The sequence below is a fragment of the Mycobacterium persicum genome, from assembly GCF_002086675.1.
Classification (GTDB): domain Bacteria; phylum Actinomycetota; class Actinomycetes; order Mycobacteriales; family Mycobacteriaceae; genus Mycobacterium; species Mycobacterium persicum.
On sequence record NZ_MVIF01000110.1, the window covers coordinates 1 to 18,099 of the forward strand.

The window sequence follows — 18,099 nt, forward strand, 5'->3', positions numbered from 1 at the left end:
GCTCGTCGGCGGTGATGCTGACCAGAACGCCGGCCACCGGTGACGGGATCTCGGTGTCGACCTTGTCGGTGGAGACCTCCACCAGCGGGTCGTCGACTCCGACCGAATCCCCGACCTTCTTCAGCCAGCGAGTCACGGTGCCTTCGGTGACCGATTCGCCGAGTTCGGGCATCAGCACCGGGGTGGTGTCGCCGGCGGAAGCCGACGGCTGGGCGGGTTCAGACGGCGCCTGGGGTTGCGGTTCGGGCTCCGGCGCCGGTTGGGCCTGGGGGGCCGGCTCGGCCTTACCGGGGCCCGAGGCTTCCGGTTCCGGTTGGGCGGGCTTTTCGTCGCCGCCGCTTTCCGACGCATCACCGATGATGGCCAGTTCGCCGCCGACCTCGACCGTGTCGTCTTCCTGGGCGATGATCTTGGTCAGCACGCCCGCTGCCGGCGAGGGGATTTCGGTGTCGACCTTGTCCGTCGACACCTCGACGAGGGGCTCGTCGATCTCGACCGTGTCGCCTTCCTGCTTGAGCCAGCGGGTGACTGTTCCCTCGGTGACGCTCTCACCGAGTGCCGGCATCTGGACTGAGAAGGCCATCGCTGTTGACTCCTCGATCGGTCGTCGGTCGGCACAAACCGACCTCTGGCTTACCACACAGTCGTGCACCGGGTGCGGAACCCAAGTAGATGTCAAAACCTATCCTGTCACTGCCGCCCGGCCGGCACGCATTCAGGGCGCGGCGCTTTCCGGCGGCAACGGCGACCGTAGGGCACCCTTGCTACGGTGTGGCCACTGATAGGCGAAGCAAGTCGCAGGTGAGGCGGAGGTCCGATGCCGGCAGCACAACAGGCACCCCAGCGGTTCGTCGACAGCGCGGACGGCGTTCGTATCGCCGTGTACGAAGAAGGCAACCCCGACGGTCCGGCGGTGGTGCTGGTGCACGGCTTTCCCGACTCGCACGTGTTGTGGGACGGCGTCGTTCCGCGGCTGGCGCAGCGTTTCCGGGTGATCCGCTACGACAACCGCGGGGTCGGCCTGTCGTCGGCGCCCAAACCCGTCTCGGCCTACACCATGGCGTGTTTCGCCGACGACTTCGCCGCCGTCGTCGACGAGTTGAGCCCGGGCCGGCCGGTCCACGTCATGGGCCACGACTGGGGCTCGGTGGGCATCTGGGAGTATTTGACCCGCCCCGGCGCCGGTGACCGGGTCGCCTCGTTCACCTCGGTGTCCGGCCCGAGTCAGGAACAGTTGGTCGATTACGTCTGGGGCGGGCTGCGCCGGCCATGGCGGCCGCGACGATTTCTCCGGTCGCTGGCCCAGGCGCTGCGGTTGAGTTACATGGCGCTGTTTTCGGTGCCGGTGTTGGCGCCACTGCTGCTGCGGATGGCGCTTTCGCTCGCGACGGTTCGCCGCAATATGGTCGACAACATCCCGGCCGACCAGATCCACCACTCCGACAACCTGCCCAGCGATGCCGCTCGCTCGGTGAAGACCTATCCTGCCAACTACTTTCGGGCTTTCTCCCGGCAGCGGCGCAGTCGCGGCATCACCGTCATCGGCGTCCCGGTGCAGCTCATCGTCAACACCCAGGACCCCTATGTGCGGCCCTACGGCTACGACGAGACCGCGCGCTGGGTGCCGCGACTGTGGCGACGAGACATCAAAGCCGGTCACTTTTCCCCGATGTCGCACCCGCAGGTGATGGCGGCCGCGGTGCACGACATCGCCGACCTCGTCGAGGGCAACCCGCCGAGCCGCGCACTGCTGCGGGCACAGGTCGGCCGCCCGCGCAAGCACTTCGGCGACATCCTGGTGGCCGTCACCGGGGCGGGCAGCGGAATCGGCCGCCAAACCGCACTCGCGTTCGCCCGCGAGGGTGCCGAGGTGGTGATCAGTGACATCGACGAGGCCACGGTCAAAGACACCGCCGCGGAGATCGCGGCGCGCGGCGGCGTCGCCTACCCGTATGTGCTCGACGTGTCTGACGCCGAAGCGGTGGAGGCGTTCGCCGAGCAGGTCAGTACCCAACATGGCGTTCCCGACATCGTCGTCAACAACGCCGGCATCGGCCAGGCGGGCCGGTTTCTGGACACTCCGCCCGAGCAGTTCGACCGGGTGCTGGCCGTCAATCTCGGCGGCGTGGTCAACGGTTGCCGCTCCTTTGCCCGCAGGCTGGTCGAGCGCGGCACCGGGGGTCACATCGTCAACGTGTCGTCGATGGCCGCCTACGCGCCGCTGCAATCGCTGAGCGCCTACTGCACCTCCAAGGCGGCGACGTACATGTTCTCCGACTGTCTGCGGGCCGAACTCGACGCCGCCGGCGTCGGTCTGACCACCGTGTGTCCCGGCGTCATCGACACCAACATCGTCGCGGCCACCCGCTTCGACACGCCGGTCGGAAAGGGCGAAGAGCAGGTGGAAGGCCGGCGCGGTCAGCTGGACAGAATGTTTGCGCTACGCCACTACGGGCCCGAGAAGGTTGCTCACGCGATCGTGTCGGCGGTCAAGAAGAACAAGCCCATCCGCCCGGTGGCGCCGGAGGCCTACGCGCTGTACGGCATTTCCCGGGTGCTGCCCCAGGCGCTGCGCAGTACCGCCCGCATGCGAGTTATCTGACGTCTCCCACGCTGGTGTCTGCGGCCTGAGAACGCCGCACCAGCAGGGCGCCGGCTATTCCGACGATCCCGATGACCACCAGCGGGATGGTCCACATGCGCCGGCTCGATACCGCCGATTCACATTGCGCCACGAAGTCGGTGTGCGGGATGACCTGGTTGAGGATCGGGATGTTGGCGCCATTGCTGTTGTTGGCGTTGCGCGCCGCGGACAGGTCGGTGGCGAACCCGTTTCCGCAGGAAATCGAACCGCCGTTGCTGTTGGACACCGACACCGGCACCAGCAGGCCGATGACACCGGCCACCAACAGCACCGCACCCACCGCAATGATCAACCGTCGCAGAGTCACAATTCGGCCTTCCTCGAGGTTTCCGGTCGCTGATCGGGGTTAGCCGCTGGATCGCGCGGCTAAACCTGCGGGTTTGCTAGTCGGTCGACCCGCGTGGTCTGGGCATTAGTTCCGGTCGTGGCGGGTATCCGCTGGGATCACCCCCAGCGCGAAAGGACCAGCTCATGACAGCGACCCGAGAACCGATCGCGACCCGCGACGTGGCGGCATCCTGCGACGATGTCTGGGGCGTGCTCGCCGACGGATGGACTTACAGCCAATGGGTGGTGGGCAACAGCCGTACTCGCGCGGTCGACTCACACTGGCCGCAACCGGGTGCGGCCATCCGGCACTCGATAGGGATCTGGCCGTTCGTGATCGATGACCAGACAGTGGTCGACAGCTGCGCACCGGGCCGAGAGCTCGTTTTGCACGCCGGCCTGGGCTGGTTGGGTATCGCGCGGATCACCATGCGGCTGCATGAAATCCCGAACGGATGCCGGCTCGACATGATCGAACTGCCGGTCCGGGGGCCGATCGGGCTGATGCCCGATCGACTGGCTCTGGCCGCCATCTATCCACGCAACCGCGAATGCCTGTTGCGGCTGGCGGCCATGGCGGAGCGCTTCGAGCCCAGTCAGGTCAGGTAGTCATGGCCCGCGCTTGCGACGCGGTCGACGCCGTTGTTATCGGTGCCGGACATCACGGGCTGGTCGCCGCTTCGATGCTGGCCGACGCCGGCTGGGACGTGTTGGTCCTGGAAGCCCAGCCCGAACCCGGTGGCGCGGTGCGCAGTGCCGAGCTGACGCCCGGCTATGTCACCGACCTGTTCAGTTCCTTCTATCCCATGACGATCGCTTCGCCGGCCATCGCCGCGCTGCAGCTGGAAGACCACGGGCTGCGATGGTCGCACGCGCCCGCGGTGGTCGGTCATCCGCGCAGTGCGACCGACGACGACCCGCCGGTCCTCTACCGGGACGCGGCTCGCACCGCAGCGGAGTTCGAACGTCGCCAGCACGGCGACGGTGAAAACTGGTGGCGGGTGCTGCGACTGTGGGAAAGAGTCAAGTCGCCGCTGCTGGATGCGATGTTGTCGCCGTTTCCGCCGCTGGCCCCGATGATCCGGCTGCTGCTCAAGCTCGGTACCGCCGACGCCGTGCGGCTCGCGCATCTGCTGGTGCAGCCCGCCAACATCATGGCGGACCGGATGTTCGCCGGTGAGGCGCCGCGACTTTTGTTGCTGGGCAACGCCATGCATGCCGACGCTCCGCTGGACGCGCCCGGAAGCGGCGCGTTCGGCTTTCTACTGACGATGCTGGGCCAGGACTGCGGCTGGCCGGTGCCCGTCGGCGGCTCCGGTCAGCTGACGGCCGCGCTGGTGCGCCGCGCAACCTCGGCGGGTGCGCGAATCGAATGCAACCAGAACGTTTCTCGCATCCACGTCCGCGGTGGCCGCGCGGTATCGGTGACCACCACCGCAGGACGAACGGTTCGGGCGCGACGGGCCGTCGTCGCCGATGTGACGGCGCCGCGCCTGTTTTGCGACATGTTGCCCGCGGATGCGGTTCCCGGCGGCTTGCTCCGGGAGATCCAGCACTACGTCTGGGATCCGCCGGTGGTCAAGGTCAACTATGCGCTCAACGGTCCCATCCCGTGGCGATCGGAGAGGTTGCGGCAGCCGGGCACCGTCCATCTCGGGGCCGACGGGGACGGGCTGGTGCACTGGATGGCCGACCTGAACACCCGGGTGGTGCCCGCGCATCCGTTCCTGCTACTGGGCCAAACCACCACGGCCGACCCCACCAGATCGCCCGCCGGAGCCGAAAGTGTTTGGGCCTATACGCATCTGCCGCGCAATGTGGCCGACGACGGTTCGGCGGAGCAACTGGCCAAATCGATCGACCAGGTCATCGAAGCGCATGCTCCCGGGTTCGGCGCCCGGGTGCTCGACCGGTTCGTGCAGCGGCCGTCGGACCTTGAAGCCAGTGACGCCAACCTGCACCTCGGTGCGCTCAACGGCGGCACCGCTCAGTTACCGCAGATGCTGATATTTCGTCCGGCTCCGGGGCTGGGCCGCGCCGAAACCCCAATCGAGGGACTGTATTTGGGTAGCGCGTCGGCGACCCCGGGTGGCTCCGTGCACGGCGCCTGCGGGCGGAACGCCGCGCAGGCCGCGTTGGCAGCCGGCGGCCTGACCGGCTGGCCGCGGCGCAAGCTGCGCCGCGCGGTGATCTCGCTACTGACCAAGTAGCCGGCCGGCGGTGTTCTAGCCGTTTTCGCAGATGTCCTCGAGCACCGCGATCATGGTCCGGGTCGGCACGCCGGTGGCACCCTTGGGGGTGTAGCCCCACGCGCTGCCGGTGTTGTAGGCGGGGGCGGCCACGTCGATATGCGCCCAGTCCACCGAGTCGGCGACGAATTCCCGCAGGAACACCCCGGCCACCAGCATGCCGGCGAAACGCTGACCACTCACGTTGGCCAGGTCGGCCACCGTGGATTTCAGGTCCTCTTTGAGCTCATCGGGCAGCGGCATGGGCCAGCCGTTTTCGCCGACCCGCTGCGAGATCGCGGCGACGCGATCGCGGAACTCGTCGCTGCCCATCACGCCGGGGATACGCGCGCCCAGTGCCACCGTCTGCGCACCGGTCAACGTTGACGTCTCGATCAGATAGTCCGGGTTGTCCTGGCAAGCCCGAACGATCGCGTCGGCCAGGATCAGCCGGCCCTCGGCGTCGGTGTTGAGCACCTCGACCGTCGTTCCGCCGTATTGGGTCAGCACGTCGCCGGGGCGCTGCGCCGTCGCCGAGGGCATGTTCTCGGCGATCGGCACCGTGGCGATCACGTCGATCGGCAGCTGCAGCCGCGCGGCCAGCGTGACCGTGGCGATCACCGCGGCTGCCCCGCCCATGTCCGAGGTCATGTGATGCATCGACGCGGCCGGCTTGATCGAGATCCCGCCGGTGTCGAAGGTGATTCCCTTGCCGACCAACGCGACCTTCTTGGCCCGCTTCGCATTCTTGGCCAGCCGCGAACCTCGATAGACCAGCCGCACCAGGCGCGGCGGCCGCGACGAGCCCTGACCGACACCGATCACCCCGCCGTAACCGGCCTTCTGCAGCGCCTTCTCGTCGAGCACCTCGACCTCGAGTCCGGCTGCCTCGCCCAAAACCCTTGCCCGCCTGGCTAACTCGGCAGGGTACAGGTGGCTCGGCGGTGTGTTCACCAAGTCGCGCGCGGTGGCGACGGCGGTAGCCACCGCCGCGGCGCGCGCGCTGTCCTTCTTGGCGTCCTTGGCCGTGCTCAGCACCGTGATCTTGCGCAGCCCTTCGTCTTTGGGCGCGGTCTTGGGGCTGCGGAAAGCGGTGAACCGGTAGCTGCCCAGGATCAGTCCTTCGACGGTGGCCGAGCAGACGCCTTCGCCGGGCAGCGTGGCCAGCGTGGTGAGCACCGCCGGCGCGCTGCCCAGCGACCGCGCGGCCACCCCGGCGGCCCGGCGAATGATGTCCGGCGGCCACTCCGCCCGCGGCTTGCCCAGGCCGACCGTCAACACACTGCCCACCGGCAGCGACGGCACGACCAGCCGGTGTATCTGCTCGCCGGCTCCGGTGGCCTGCAGTGCGCGCAGACCGGCCTCGATGTCGGCGACGGCGTCGGCGCTCAGGAACGGCTCGGCGACGGCCACCAGCGCTCCGGGCGTCTCGTCGTCACCGGTCGAGACGACCGGCACGATCAGCACTGCCGAACCCGCACCGCGTTTCGGCAGTGACGTGGCAACGTTGACGGTGGGACTGTGGTAACCCGGTTTGGACGGTTCGGTGGTCACGCGCAATTACCCTACGGGACTTGGCCCGTCGGCGTCGCGGGCCCGCAGCGCGAAGGCCGTCACCGGGGCGTCGAAACCCTTCAGCGTCAACGGGCCGTGCGCGGTCGCGGGCCAATCCGGCAATTTGTCATGGAGTTCGCTCGCGGCCAGGATTTGTCCCGGTGCCGCGACGGCCACGAGTCGCGCGGCCAAGTTCACCGGGCTGCCGAAGTAGTCGCCGTTGATGGCCAACACGGTGCCGTAGGCAAGCCCGGCGCGCACCTGCAGGTCGGCCTCTCGGGCCCGCGGGTGGTCGACCAGGTCGACCGCCGCCTGCACCAACCGCTCGGGTGTCGGGCTCACCCACATGACCGCGTCACCGATGAACTTCACCAGCCGGCCCCCGTCGGCATGCACCACGTCGGCGACGGTGGCGCCGAACTCGGTGAGCAATTCCTGCAGCTGCGCGGGCGTGAGCATCTGGGTCAGCGCGGTGAAGCTGGACAGATCCGCAAAACCGATGCCGCAGGTGACGCTCGCCGAGGTGTCTTGAACGACACCTTCGAAATACGTGCGGGCACTGGTCAAATGATGCCGGTGAACGATGTCGATCAAGTTCCCGATCCGGGGAACGAACTCGGCGATGGCCCGGTAGGCCTGCGCGGTGGCGAGCTCGTCATGGGTGTGGGTCATCTGGATGTCCGGCATGCCGGCGCGGATCATCGTCGACTCGGCTTCGGCGAGCCGGGCCATCGCGGTGCCGACCACCCGTAACAGTCCGTACGCCCCGTCCTGACCCACCACCGCTTTCAGCGCCACCCAGGTTGCCAGCGCGTCGACGTCGGCCTGGCTCAACGTCGGAACGTCGGGACCGGCGACGGTAAGCCCGAGCAGGGCCCAGACGCGGGCGACCTCCTCGCCGGACAACCCGAGTTCGTCGGCCGCCGACTGCACGGTGTAGAGGGGAGGCCCCGACCATTGCAAGACATCACCGGCAAGACCGAACAGCCGGCCGCGGCGCTCGGCTTCGGCCATCTCGTCGACGGTGAAGCCCAGTCCGTCCAAGTACTTGATCAGGTCGGCGCGCCCGCGTGGATCAGCAATTCCGGCAGCTTCCAGCGCTGCGAAGTCGAGGGAGTCGGGAGAGTCGGGGGAGTCGGACACCTACCCAAGTCTGCCAGCAGCCGTCGCCTATTAGGGTGTGTCGTCGTGACCGATGAGCTGCAGCATGGACCCCTGGAAGACCGGCACCGCGCGCTGGGCGCCAGTTTCGCCGAGTTCGGCGGCTGGATGATGCCGGTGTCATATGCCGGGACCGTCAGCGAGCACCATGCCACCCGTACCTCCGTCGGCCTGTTCGACGTCAGCCATCTCGGCAAAGCGCTGGTCCGGGGACCGGGTGCGGCGGAGTTCGTCAACTCCGCGCTGACCAACGACCTGCACCGCATCGGCCCCGGCAAGGCGCAATACACCTTGTGCTGCAACGAATCTGGTGGCGTCATCGACGACTTGATCGCCTATTACGTCGACGACGACGAGATCTTCCTGGTGCCCAACGCCGCCAACACCGCCGCAGTTGTCAGCGCATTGCAGGCGGCTGCCCCGGGCGATCTGGCGATCACCAACGTGCATCGCTCCTATGCCGTATTGGCGGTGCAGGGCCCGCGCTCCGCCGACGTGCTCGCCGCGTTGGGCCTGCCGGCCGACATGGATTACATGGGTTATGCCGATTCGGCGTATTCCGGAGTCCCGGTGCGGGTGTGCCGCACCGGCTACACCGGCGAGCACGGCTACGAACTGCTGCCGCCCTGGGAGACTGCCGGTGTGGTGTTCGACGCCCTGGTCGACGCGGTGTCCGACGCGGGCGGCCAGCCGGCCGGTCTGGGGGCTCGCGACACGCTGCGCACCGAGATGGGTTATCCGCTGCACGGGCACGAGCTTTCACCCGACATTTCGCCGTTGCAGGCTCGCTGCGGCTGGGCGATCGGCTGGAAAAAGGATGCGTTCTTCGGCCGCGACGCGCTGCTGGCGGAGAAGGCGGCCGGGCCGCGGCGGCTGTTGCGTGGGCTGCGGATGGTCGGCCGCGGCGTGTTGCGTCCGGGTCTGACGGTGCTGGTCGGCGATACCGCGGTCGGGGTCACCACGTCGGGAACGTTTTCGCCCACATTGCAGGCCGGCATCGCGCTGGCGCTGATCGATACCGATGCCGACGTGCCGGACGGTGGGCACGTCACCGTCGACGTTCGCGGGCGCGCCGCCGAGTGTGCCGTGGTGCCCCCGCCGTTCGTCGAGGCGAAAACCCGTTAGCGACCCACTCGCCTGCGGAAAACCCTTCGCACACCGATAGAATCGGCGCCATGGCCAGCGGTTCCTTACAGTTCACCGTGACGCGCGCGGCGAATCCGGCAAGCGATGCCCAGCGCGTAGCGATTCTGCAGGACCCCGGCTTCGGCAAATTCCACACCGACCACATGGTCTCGATCGACTACACCGAGGGCACGGGCTGGCACAACGCCCGGGTCATCGGGTATGGCCCGATCGAGCTGGACCCCTCGGCGATCGTGCTGCACTACGCGCAAGAGGTGTTCGAAGGCCTCAAGGCTTACCGCTGGACAGACGGTTCGATCGTGTCGTTTCGGGCCGAGGCCAACGCCGCGCGGTTGCGGTCCTCGGCCCGCCGGCTGGCGATCCCGGAATTGCCCGACGAGCTCTTCATCGAATCGCTGTGTCAGCTGATCGCCGTCGACAACGCCTGGGTTCCGCAGGCCGGCGGCGAGGAGGCGTTGTATCTGCGGCCGTTCATCATCGCCACCGAGCCCGGTTTGGGCGTGCGGCCGGCCAAGGACTACCGCTACCTGCTGATCGCCTCGCCAGCGGGCGCCTACTTCAAGGGCGGCGTCAATCCCGTCAGCGTCTGGGTGTCGACGGAGTACGTGCGAGCCAGCCCCGGCGGCACCGGCGCGGCCAAGTGCGGCGGCAATTACGCCGCTTCGCTACTGGCTCAGGCCGAAGCCGTCGACAACGGGTGCGACCAAGTGGTGTGGCTGGACGCGGTCGAACGCCGCTATGTCGAAGAGATGGGCGGGATGAACATTTTCTTCGTGTTCGGCAGCGGCGGATCGGCCAGGCTGGTCACCCCGGAGCTGTCCGGTTCGCTGCTGCCCGGCATCACCCGGGATTCGTTGCTGCACTTGGCGACCGATGCCGGCGTGACGGTCGAGGAGCGCAAGATCGATATCGCCGAGTGGCAGAAGAAGGCCGCCGTCGGCGAGATCACCGAGGTGTTCGCTTGTGGTACCGCCGCCGTGATCACCCCGGTGTCGCGGGTGAAGTACGGCGACGTCGAGTTCACCATCGCCGACGGCCAGCCCGGTGAGCTGACCATGGCATTGCGTGACACGTTGACCGGGATTCAGCGGGGCACCTTCGCCGACACCCACGGGTGGATGTCGCGGTTGGGTTAGCTGGCCGCGGCTGCGGCGGCCGCCGGCCGAACCGGCTCGGGTTGCCAGCTGGCCGTGGCCCGTCGGGTCTGCCGGCGGAGCGCGGAGCCGTCGCAGTCTCCGAGCAGGACCAGCCTTGGTACGCCGGTCTGCGGTCGCGATGATCGATCGTGCGCCCGGTCGTCCATTGGCCCGGGTGCCCGGACGGCGACGAAAGCAGCAACCAGCGACAGCGCCAGCACAACGACGACCGGCCACACGGTGGCGTGTTTTTGGGCGATCATGCCGAGGACACCGCCCAGCACGGTGAACGTGATCGCGAGCAACGTCGCCCCGAAGCCGATCAGCGTCGCGCGGTGCTGCTCGGCGGCGAACACGCTGATCCAGGAGACCGACGCCGCGGATACGGGTTGGGCGGCCAGCGTCGCCAGCAGGAAAACCGTGCCGTACGCCCACAGGTGGTACCACTGGCCCGACAACTCCGCCGCGATGCACACCAGGGCGGCGGTCGTGCTGCACAATGCGCTGCCCAGCAGCATGCCGCGCACTCCGAACCGACGGTAGATCTTGCGCCAGAACGCCGAACCGACGACCAGTCCGACGCTGGACAGGACCACCAGCACATGCAAACTGCCCATCTTCTTTGCGGCGCGCAGGCTGTAGAAGGTGGTTCCCAGGCAGATCGGGGCAAACAGCAGATACGTCACCGCGTACCGGCGAAACCACGGCTGGTCCCGGGCGACCGCGAAACCCTGTCGATAGATTTCCCGAAGCGGCGGGCGGACGGTGGTGGACGCGGACCGCATGGGACCCACGAGCAGCGCAGCGACGCTGGAAGCAATCAGAGCGAGAGCACCCAGCCACAGCAGATCGCGGTAGTGGGCTATTTGATCACCGCTGGCCAGCATGGGCGCTATCAGCAGCATGACGCCGGTGGCCAGCGTCGATCCCGCGGCGCCTTGAGTCAGGAACAGTTCGCCGCGGCGCCTTGCGGGCAGCTTGCTGGAGACCATGTCGGTATAGGCGACAGTGGCCACCGCGATGACAACGCCGGCAGCTGCCGTGGTCAGCAGAAACACCGCCGCGGCATAGACGCCGGTCCATGGGATCACCGCATCCCAGATCATCAGCGCAGCCACCGTCGCCGCGGTCATTGCCAGCAGCACGTGGCGCATCCGGCCGGCTCGTTGCAGGATCGCCGGCGACGCCGAATTTCCCATGATCAAGCCGATGCTGTACGCCGGAAACAGCATTCCGGCCGCCCAGGTGATGCCCTGATGTGCGCAGATGAAGGGCAGCACCACGGCGCTGTTGCTGAGTTGCATTCCGGTGGTGTAGAAAGTGCCCTGGGTCACCAATCGCCCGAACGGACTGGTCCGCGCCGAAGCGGCAGCGACCGCCCTGGTCGACGGTGATAACGGCATGTCTGAAGAGGTTAGGGCTGCTAAACGGCGGAGACAATCCTCCGATCGGCCACAATCAGGGGAAACGCGTGTCCACCGATTGGGGGAACGTCGCGAGGACTAGAGGCGGGCCAGTGCCGCCAGCAATAGCGCACTGACCGTCGTCGTCAGTTCGATCGCCGCGCCGATCACGTCACCGGTGACACCACCGAACCGGCGCACGCAGTGCGCGACCAGGACGCCACCGCACAACACCCCCACCAGTACCGCTACCGGCCCGTGCCATGGCCGTGGCCCCGCCGGCAGCGAAGCCGCGACCAGCACAGCGAGCCACGCCGCGACCACGGCCGCCGGCTGGGTACCGGCGACGCGCGCACCCAGGACGCTGCCGTCGGCGGCCGGAACCGACCGGCGACAGGCCAGCACCGCGGTGATCCGGCCGGCGAAGACTGCCACGAGGGCACCAGCGGCGCCCAGCGCCGGGAAGGCCAGCCCCTGCAGCGTGATGACCAGGACGACGGCCGCCACCCCGAACGGCCCCGACGACCCGTCGCGCATCACGGCAAGGGCGCGCTGCGCCGGGCCGTAGCAACCCAGGCCATCGGCCGTATCGGCAACGCCGTCGATGTGCAGGCCGCGGGTTGCCGCCAGCAACACCGTCACCGCCAGCAGCCCGGACAACGGGCTGGACGGCCCGAAGACCACTGCGCCGGCCCAGGTGACAGCGGCGGCCAGGCCACCCAGCGCCGCGCCGACCACCGGTAGCGCCGTCATCGCGCCGCGTCCCATTGGAGCTGCCCGCGAACTCGGCATGCGCATCACCGTGCTGAAGGCGAAAGCTGTTGCCAGGGAACGGATCACGGCTAGGCCGTGCCGATACCGGAGGTGCGCGGACCGGACACACCGGCCTCGGTGAAGGTAGCCATCGAGGAGAGCGCGGCCGCTGCGGCGCGCAGCACCGACAGCGCAAGCGTGGCGCCGGTGCCCTCACCCAACCGCATCCGCAGGTCCAGGATCGGATCCAGCTGCAGCGCCGTCAGGGCCAGCTGGTGACCCGGTTCGGTGGACCGGTGACCGGCCTGCCACCACTGCCGGGCGCCGGGCGCCAGGCGTTCGGCGACCAGAGCTGCGGCCGTCACCGCCATACCGTCGAGCAACAGCGGTGTCCGCCGGACCGCGGCCTGCGCGCAGAAACCCGCCATTGCCGCCAGATCGGCGCCACCGCAGCAGCGCAGTAGCCCCACCGGGTCGGGCAGCACCGGCCGCGCCCGGAACAGCGCATCGCGCACCGCGGCCGTCTTGCGGGCCCAGCCGGCGTCGTCGATCCCGGTCCCGAACCCGACCACCGCGACCGGTTCAGTGTCGGTCAGCGCCGCCACCAGCACTGCCGCCGCGGTGGTGTTCCCGATTCCCATGTCGCCGGCGATGAGCAGATCGGCGCCGGCGTCGACCTCCTCGTCGGCGATCTGCTGGCCGGAGGCGATGGCGCGGGCCGTCTCGTCGGCGGTCAATGCGTCTTCGGTGCTGATATCGCCGCTGCCGCGGCGCACCTTGTAGGCGCCGATCCGCTCCGACACCGCATCGGAATCCACCGCCAAGTCCGCCACCCGCACCGTCGCACCGGCTACGTCGGCCAACGCGTTGATCGCCGCCCCGCCGCCGTCGATATTGGCGACCATCTGGTTGGTGACTTCCGGCGGGTACGCCGACACCCCCGACCGGGCGACGCCGTGGTCACCGGCGAAAACGATCACCCGGGCGCGCTGGAACTGTCGCGGCGGACAGTGACCCTGGCAGGCGGCCACCCACACCGAAAGGTCCTCGAGGCGGCCCAGCGCTCCCCGCGGTTTGGTCAGGACGTCCTGTCGGGCCCGCGCGGCGGCTTCGACATCCGGGTCGGGCGGCGATATCGGCGCGAATCCGATCATGTGCGTGACGGCTTAATCGGGACGGCCTGCTCGGCCACCACCAGCACCACCTGATCGCAGACCGTTGCCATTTGCTGCGTGCGGCTGCCCAGCTCGGATGCGAAGCGGCGCCCGGATGCGGTTGCCGGTACGACGGTCAGCCTGCCCGACCAGATCCCGTCGAGAACCAGGGTGCGCATGAGTGGTCAGCCAGCGTTCCGGCGCTAACCGATGCTGGCTCCGCGCTCCACCTGGGGGCGCGGTGCCCGCATCCGGCGCATCTGCGACGCCCGGCCGGCAGCGTAAAGGCCGAGTTTCCAACGGCTTTCGGTGTTGTTCGGGAACTTCGCGTCGACCCGCCTGCTCACCTTGCGACCCAACATGATTCCGTCGACGGTCATCAGGGCCATCAGCACCAGCATCGCGGGCGACATGTAGAGCTGCAACTGCGGGACGGCGAACATCACGAACAGCAAACCCAGCGCCGACGGCATGAACAGGCTCAGCAGGCTGAAACGCCGGGCATCGACCACGTCGCGGACATAACGGCGTATCGGGCCCTGGTCGCGCGGGAGCAGATAGGCCTCCTCGCCGGCCATCATCCGTTCGCGGCGTTCGCTCATCCGGGCCCGGCTGGCAGTACGTTCGGCCCGGCGTTCGGCGCGGCTCAGTTTCGGGCCGGACAGCGACTTGCGCCGGGCACGCGCCTCGGCGGCCGTCATCGGTGCCGGGACGACGGGGCCTTTCTTTGCGCTGCGCCTCGCCTCGCTGCGCTTGGGCGTCGGCCGGCCCTTGGGTCCGGTTGCTCGCGACCCGCGAGAAGTTGCGGACTCGGCCGGGGAACGAGTCTGCGCCCCTTGGCTGTCCTCAGCCTTCGCCGAAACCTCGGCACCTTCTTCGTGGCCCTTCTTGCGGCCCAACAGCTTCACAGTCGACAGGTTACTGTGCGGGCGGCCAGCGCCGGGAACAGCGACGGGGAATTGTGCTGCTGTTACCCAGCGCCGGCATCCGTGTTAGCCCTACTCTTGCTTGTAATGGACGGCTCGTCTGCTTCGGATGCTGCTGCCGATGCCCTCGGGCCCGGCCGGATCCAGCTGCCCGCGATGCGGGTACTGGTGGCCCCGGACTGCTACGGCGACAGCCTGTCGGCGGTGGATGCCGCCGCGGTGATCGCCACCGGCTGGACCCGCTCCCGGCCGAATGACACCTTCATCGTGGCTCCCCAGTCCGACGGCGGGCCCGGTTTTATCGAGGTGCTGCAAAGCCGCTTCGGGGAGTCACGGCTGCTGCGGGTGTCGGGGCCGTTGGACACCGACGTGGACGCCGCATGGATGTTCGATCAGGCCTCGGCAACCGCCTACCTGGAATGTGCGCAGGCCTGCGGCCTGTCCCTGCTCGGTGGTCCGCCAACGACCGAGACCGCGTTGACCGCACACAGCAGGGGAGTCGGGCAGCTCATCGCTGCCGCAGTCGCGGCCGGGGCGCGGCGCATCGTGGTCGGGCTGGGGGGCAGCGCGTGCACGGACGGCGGGTACGGCATGATCGCCGAACTCGGCGGTCTGGACGCCGCCCGCCGACGACTCACCGGAGTCGAGCTGATCGCCGCCTCCGACGTGGAATACCCGCTGGTGGGGCCATGGGGCGCGGCCAGGGTGTTCGCGCCGCAGAAGGGCGCGGACGCGGCCACCGTCGCCTCACTGGAGGCCCGCCTCGAGGCATGGGCGGTGGAACTGGACGCGGCCGCCGGTCGGGCAGTGAGCGCCGCGCCCGGTGCGGGTGCCGCCGGCGGCATCGGCGCGGGTCTGCTCGCGCTCGGTGGCCGATGCGAGTCCGGTGCCGCGATCATCGCCGAACACACCCATTTGGCCGACGACCTCGCCGAAGCACAGCTGATCATCACCGGTGAGGGCAAGTTCGACGAACAGTCGCTGCACGGCAAGGTCGTGGGCGAGATCGCGGCCGCGGCCCGTCCGCTGGGCATTCCGGTGATAGTGCTGGCCGGACAGGTGGTCTTGGATAAATCGACGATCCGGTCGTCGGGCATCATGTCGGCCTTGTCCATCGCCGACTATGCGGGTTCGGTGCGGTTGGCACTGGCCGATGCGGCCAATCAGCTGATGGGTTTGGCGTCGGAAGTCGCCGCGCGACTCGGGAATCCCCGGTCTGCGAGGTACCGTTAGTAGCAGTGGGTTTTCCCCGATGCGGGTCCGGGCTGACATGACAGCCGGCGATCCCACCTAACGATGAGGCATGTAGGAGAAGCAATGACGGTGCAGAACGAGCCGACCGCCAAGACCCATGGCGTGATCCTGACCGAGGCCGCTGCCGCCAAGGCGAAGTCCCTTCTCGATCAGGAGGGACGTGACGACCTGTCGCTGCGGATTGCGGTGCAGCCGGGAGGGTGCGCGGGCCTGCGCTACAACCTGTTCTTCGACGACCGGACGCTGGACGGCGACCTGACGGCGGAGTTCGGCGGCGTGACGTTGACGGTCGACCGGATGAGCGCGCCGTATGTGGAAGGCGCATCGATCGATTTCGTGGACACCATCGAGAAGCAGGGCTTCACGATCGACAACCCAAACGCGACCGGGTCCTGCGCGTGTGGGGATTCCTTCAACTGACCTGACCGACGTAGGTCTGCCGGGCCGGGATCATCCCGGCCCGGTCAATAATGCCCGGCCGTGCGCAGCACGTAGGAGCAGACCAGTATCTGCCCGCGCTGGAAGAGAAGCTGGGCGATGCCCTGCACCTGCCCCTTCGGCGGGCCGCCGGTGGCAGGCGTCACCTGCATGGTGAACAGCACCTGGGCCTGGTACTGCGACCAGTACACGACTTTGTCGATCGACGTCACGTCGGCCTGGGAGAACTGCTTACGAAAGGCGTCACTGCTCAACTTGGCCAGGGCCTGATCCGACCGCCGGTCCTTGACCGCGTCGTAGATCCCGCACAGCGCGTTGCGCACGATGACGTCGACATCGCGATGCTGAAGTGCGTTGAGGTAGCCCTGAATCGCCGTTTTGGCCGATGCTTCCGTGAAGGTGCCGCCGGTGTTGGCCCCGTTGGTGCGAACCCCGTACACGATTGCCGCGGTCAACGCACCGACCAAGGCGAGGGCCAGCAGGGTGCCGATCAGCAGCCGCCTCGGCCGTCGCCTCGGATAGGAGCCCGGCATGCCTGCATAACCCGCCGTCGGGGCGGGGTGAAAGGCGGGTTGCCGGTCGGCGGCTTCGTGAGGGTATTCAAGAGGCTCATCGGCCCCGGTCGGCGGGTATGGTCGCAGCTCTGGGGCTCCTTCGGTGCCGACGGCAGGGTTCGGCGGGTGCTGACCAGCCATCGTGGTTCTCCTACGGTGGTTGACGGAACGACATATGGGCTTGTCGCCCGCCAGCGGATTCCGGCAATGAGGTGAGTTCCCTAGGGCAGGCTAGCGCAATACCTGCCGTCGGCTGTCGACGCGACGGGGCGGGCCGCGGCGTCGATAATTGTGAGAGGCTAGACGACCTTACGAACCAAGGACGGAGATTTTGTGACGATTGCGGTAACCGGTTCGATTGCAACCGACCATCTGATGCGGTTTCCCGGCCGATTTTCCGAGCAACTGCTGCCCGAGCACTTACACAAGGTGTCGCTCAGCTTCTTAGTTGACGACCTGGTGGTGCACCGCGGCGGCGTGGCCGGGAATATGGCTTTTGCCATCGGCGTGCTGGGCGGTGATGTGGCGCTGGTCGGCGCGGCCGGCGCGGACTTCGCCGATTACCGAGACTGGCTCAAAGCCCACGGTGTCAACTGTGATCACGTCCTGATCTCCGAGACCGCCCACACGGCGCGGTTCACCTGTACCACCGACGTGGACATGGCCCAGATCGCATCGTTCTATCCGGGGGCCATGTCAGAGGCCCGCACCATCAAGCTCGCCGACGTGGTGTCGGCGATCGGCACTCCGGAGCTGGTCATCATCGGCGCCAACGACCCCGAGGCGATGTTCTTACACACCGAGGAATGCCGCAAACTGGGGCTGGCCTTTGCCGCTGATCCCTCCCAGCAGCTGGCTCGGCTGTCCGGCGAGGAAATCCGTCAGCTCATCGGCGGTGCCAGCTACTTGTTCACCAACGACTACGAATGGGACCTGCTGCTGTCGAAGACCGGCTGGACGGAGGCCGAGGTGATGGCCCAGATCGACCTGCGGGTGACCACTTTGGGCCCCAAGGGGGTGGATGTGGTGGACCCGGACGGCACCACCATCCACGTCGGCGTGGTCCCCGAAACCAGCCAGACCGACCCGACCGGGGTCGGCGACGCGTTCCGCGCCGGTTTCCTGAACGGGCGCAGTGCCGGGTTGAGCTTGGAGCGGTCCGCGCAGCTGGGTTCGCTGGTCGCGGTGTTGGTGCTGGAATCGACCGGCACCCAAGAGTGGCAGTGGGATCACCAGGCCGCAGCGTCCCGGCTGGCCGGTGCCTACGGCGACGAGGCGGCCGCCGAGATCACGGCGGTGCTGGCTTAGCCCTGGCTTAGCCCAGGCTTAGCCCGGGCTTAGCCCCAATACCGTTCAGTTAAGACTACATGGGTGTAGTTTGTAGGGTATGCCTCGTGCGGGTTGGCGCAAGCCTGAGTCGG

17 protein-coding genes and 1 pseudogene are annotated in these 18,099 nt (G+C 68.1%); 8 read left to right on the plus strand and 10 right to left on the minus strand.

Annotated features, from left to right (window positions below):
• Positions 1-583, minus strand: a 583-nt coding sequence (locus BST40_RS23810) for a biotin/lipoyl-containing protein (protein ID WP_341865535.1), incomplete at its 3' end; no start/stop codon positions are given.
• Between the two features lie 234 nt (positions 584-817).
• On the opposite strand from BST40_RS23810, the gene BST40_RS23815 reads away from it, so the two are divergent.
• Positions 818-2,602 (plus strand): SDR family oxidoreductase, encoded by a 1,785-nt coding sequence (locus tag BST40_RS23815; protein ID WP_075545233.1) that lies wholly within the window; start codon positions 818-820, stop codon positions 2,600-2,602.
• On the opposite strand, the gene BST40_RS23820 is transcribed toward BST40_RS23815, so the two are convergent.
• Entirely contained in the window at positions 2,595-2,951 is a 357-nt protein-coding gene (locus BST40_RS23820; RefSeq protein WP_075545232.1) for an aminopeptidase, read from the minus strand. The genes BST40_RS23815 and BST40_RS23820 overlap by 8 nt on opposite strands.
• Positions 2,952-3,115: 164 nt before the next feature.
• Here BST40_RS23820 and BST40_RS23825 point away from each other — a divergent pair, with 164 nt between their 5' ends.
• Complete coding sequence (locus BST40_RS23825; protein WP_075545231.1) at positions 3,116-3,580, plus strand: SRPBCC family protein; 465 nt, start codon at positions 3,116-3,118, stop codon at positions 3,578-3,580.
• Positions 3,581-3,582: 2 nt separating this feature from the next.
• Entirely contained in the window at positions 3,583-5,181 is a 1,599-nt protein-coding gene (locus BST40_RS23830) for a phytoene desaturase family protein (protein WP_075545230.1), read from the plus strand.
• Positions 5,182-5,196: 15 nt separating this feature from the next.
• On the opposite strand, the gene BST40_RS23835 is transcribed toward BST40_RS23830, so the two are convergent.
• Positions 5,197-6,753: a leucyl aminopeptidase gene (locus tag BST40_RS23835; protein ID WP_089025290.1), complete on the minus strand. Its 1,557-nt coding sequence runs from the start codon at positions 6,751-6,753 to the stop codon at positions 5,197-5,199.
• Positions 6,754-6,759: 6 nt separating this feature from the next.
• Complete coding sequence (locus BST40_RS23840) at positions 6,760-7,896, minus strand: adenylate/guanylate cyclase domain-containing protein (protein WP_075545228.1); 1,137 nt, start codon at positions 7,894-7,896, stop codon at positions 6,760-6,762.
• Between the two features lie 45 nt (positions 7,897-7,941).
• Between BST40_RS23840 and gcvT the strand changes: the two genes are divergently transcribed.
• Positions 7,942-9,039: a glycine cleavage system aminomethyltransferase GcvT gene (gene gcvT, locus BST40_RS23845; protein WP_075545227.1), complete on the plus strand. Its 1,098-nt coding sequence runs from the start codon at positions 7,942-7,944 to the stop codon at positions 9,037-9,039.
• A gap of 50 nt (positions 9,040-9,089) precedes the next feature.
• Positions 9,090-10,196: a branched-chain amino acid aminotransferase gene (locus BST40_RS23850; RefSeq protein ID WP_082275189.1), complete on the plus strand. Its 1,107-nt coding sequence runs from the start codon at positions 9,090-9,092 to the stop codon at positions 10,194-10,196.
• Here BST40_RS23850 and BST40_RS23855 read toward each other — a convergent pair.
• The 5 genes and pseudogenes from BST40_RS23855 to BST40_RS23875 form a co-directional block, all read right to left on the minus strand.
• Entirely contained in the window at positions 10,193-11,599 is a 1,407-nt protein-coding gene (locus BST40_RS23855; RefSeq protein ID WP_089025291.1) for a hypothetical protein, read from the minus strand. The two genes, BST40_RS23850 and BST40_RS23855, sit on opposite strands and share 4 nt — an antisense overlap.
• A gap of 99 nt (positions 11,600-11,698) precedes the next feature.
• Positions 11,699-12,439 carry an adenosylcobinamide-GDP ribazoletransferase gene (locus tag BST40_RS23860; protein WP_075545226.1) on the minus strand — a complete coding sequence of 247 codons (741 nt, stop codon included), beginning with the start codon at positions 12,437-12,439 and terminating at the stop codon, positions 11,699-11,701.
• Positions 12,440-12,441: 2 nt separating this feature from the next.
• Positions 12,442-13,506, minus strand: a complete 1,065-nt coding sequence (cobT, locus tag BST40_RS23865; RefSeq protein ID WP_075545225.1) for a nicotinate-nucleotide--dimethylbenzimidazole phosphoribosyltransferase — start codon at positions 13,504-13,506, stop codon at positions 12,442-12,444.
• Positions 13,503-13,646 (minus strand): annotated as a pseudogene (locus BST40_RS23870) (bifunctional adenosylcobinamide kinase/adenosylcobinamide-phosphate guanylyltransferase); the annotation flags it as partial. The pseudogene BST40_RS23870 and the gene cobT, both read right to left, overlap by 4 nt.
• Positions 13,647-13,709: 63 nt before the next feature.
• On the minus strand, positions 13,710-14,414 hold the full coding sequence (locus BST40_RS23875) for a DUF3043 domain-containing protein (RefSeq protein WP_075545223.1): 705 nt from the start codon (positions 14,412-14,414) through the stop codon (positions 13,710-13,712).
• Positions 14,415-14,588: 174 nt separating this feature from the next.
• Here BST40_RS23875 and BST40_RS23880 point away from each other — a divergent pair, with 174 nt between their 5' ends.
• Both BST40_RS23880 and BST40_RS23885 read left to right on the plus strand, forming a co-directional pair.
• Positions 14,589-15,665 carry a glycerate kinase family protein gene (locus tag BST40_RS23880; protein ID WP_089025292.1) on the plus strand — a complete coding sequence of 359 codons (1,077 nt, stop codon included), beginning with the start codon at positions 14,589-14,591 and terminating at the stop codon, positions 15,663-15,665.
• Between the two features lie 84 nt (positions 15,666-15,749).
• Positions 15,750-16,106 carry an iron-sulfur cluster assembly accessory protein gene (locus tag BST40_RS23885; protein WP_036393138.1) on the plus strand — a complete coding sequence of 119 codons (357 nt, stop codon included), beginning with the start codon at positions 15,750-15,752 and terminating at the stop codon, positions 16,104-16,106.
• A gap of 44 nt (positions 16,107-16,150) precedes the next feature.
• Here BST40_RS23885 and BST40_RS23890 read toward each other — a convergent pair whose 3' ends face one another.
• Positions 16,151-16,819 (minus strand): Rv0361 family membrane protein, encoded by a 669-nt coding sequence (locus BST40_RS23890; RefSeq protein WP_075545221.1) that lies wholly within the window; start codon positions 16,817-16,819, stop codon positions 16,151-16,153.
• Between the two features lie 192 nt (positions 16,820-17,011).
• Between BST40_RS23890 and BST40_RS23895 the strand changes: the two genes are divergently transcribed.
• Positions 17,012-17,986, plus strand: coding sequence for a carbohydrate kinase family protein (locus BST40_RS23895; RefSeq protein WP_075545220.1), 975 nt, complete (start codon positions 17,012-17,014; stop codon positions 17,984-17,986).
• The last annotated feature ends 113 nt before the right edge of the window (positions 17,987-18,099 follow it).

Bases quoted from the DNA above. Each gene is read 5' to 3' on its own strand.
- BST40_RS23815 (WP_075545233.1), top strand. From the start codon at position 818: ATGCCGGCAGCACAACAGGCACCCCAGCGGTTCGTCGACAGCGCGGAC.
- BST40_RS23825 (WP_075545231.1), top strand. From the start codon at position 3,116: ATGACAGCGACCCGAGAACCGATCGCGACCCGCGACGTGGCGGCATCC.
- BST40_RS23830 (WP_075545230.1), top strand. From the start codon at position 3,583: ATGGCCCGCGCTTGCGACGCGGTCGACGCCGTTGTTATCGGTGCCGGA.
- BST40_RS23850 (WP_082275189.1), top strand. From the start codon at position 9,090: ATGGCCAGCGGTTCCTTACAGTTCACCGTGACGCGCGCGGCGAATCCG.
- BST40_RS23855 (WP_089025291.1), bottom strand. From the start codon at position 11,599: ATGCCGTTATCACCGTCGACCAGGGCGGTCGCTGCCGCTTCGGCGCGG.
- cobT (WP_075545225.1), bottom strand. From the start codon at position 13,506: ATGATCGGATTCGCGCCGATATCGCCGCCCGACCCGGATGTCGAAGCC.
- BST40_RS23880 (WP_089025292.1), top strand. From the start codon at position 14,589: ATGCGGGTACTGGTGGCCCCGGACTGCTACGGCGACAGCCTGTCGGCG.
- BST40_RS23885 (WP_036393138.1), top strand. From the start codon at position 15,750: ATGACGGTGCAGAACGAGCCGACCGCCAAGACCCATGGCGTGATCCTG.
- BST40_RS23890 (WP_075545221.1), bottom strand. From the start codon at position 16,819: ATGGCTGGTCAGCACCCGCCGAACCCTGCCGTCGGCACCGAAGGAGCC.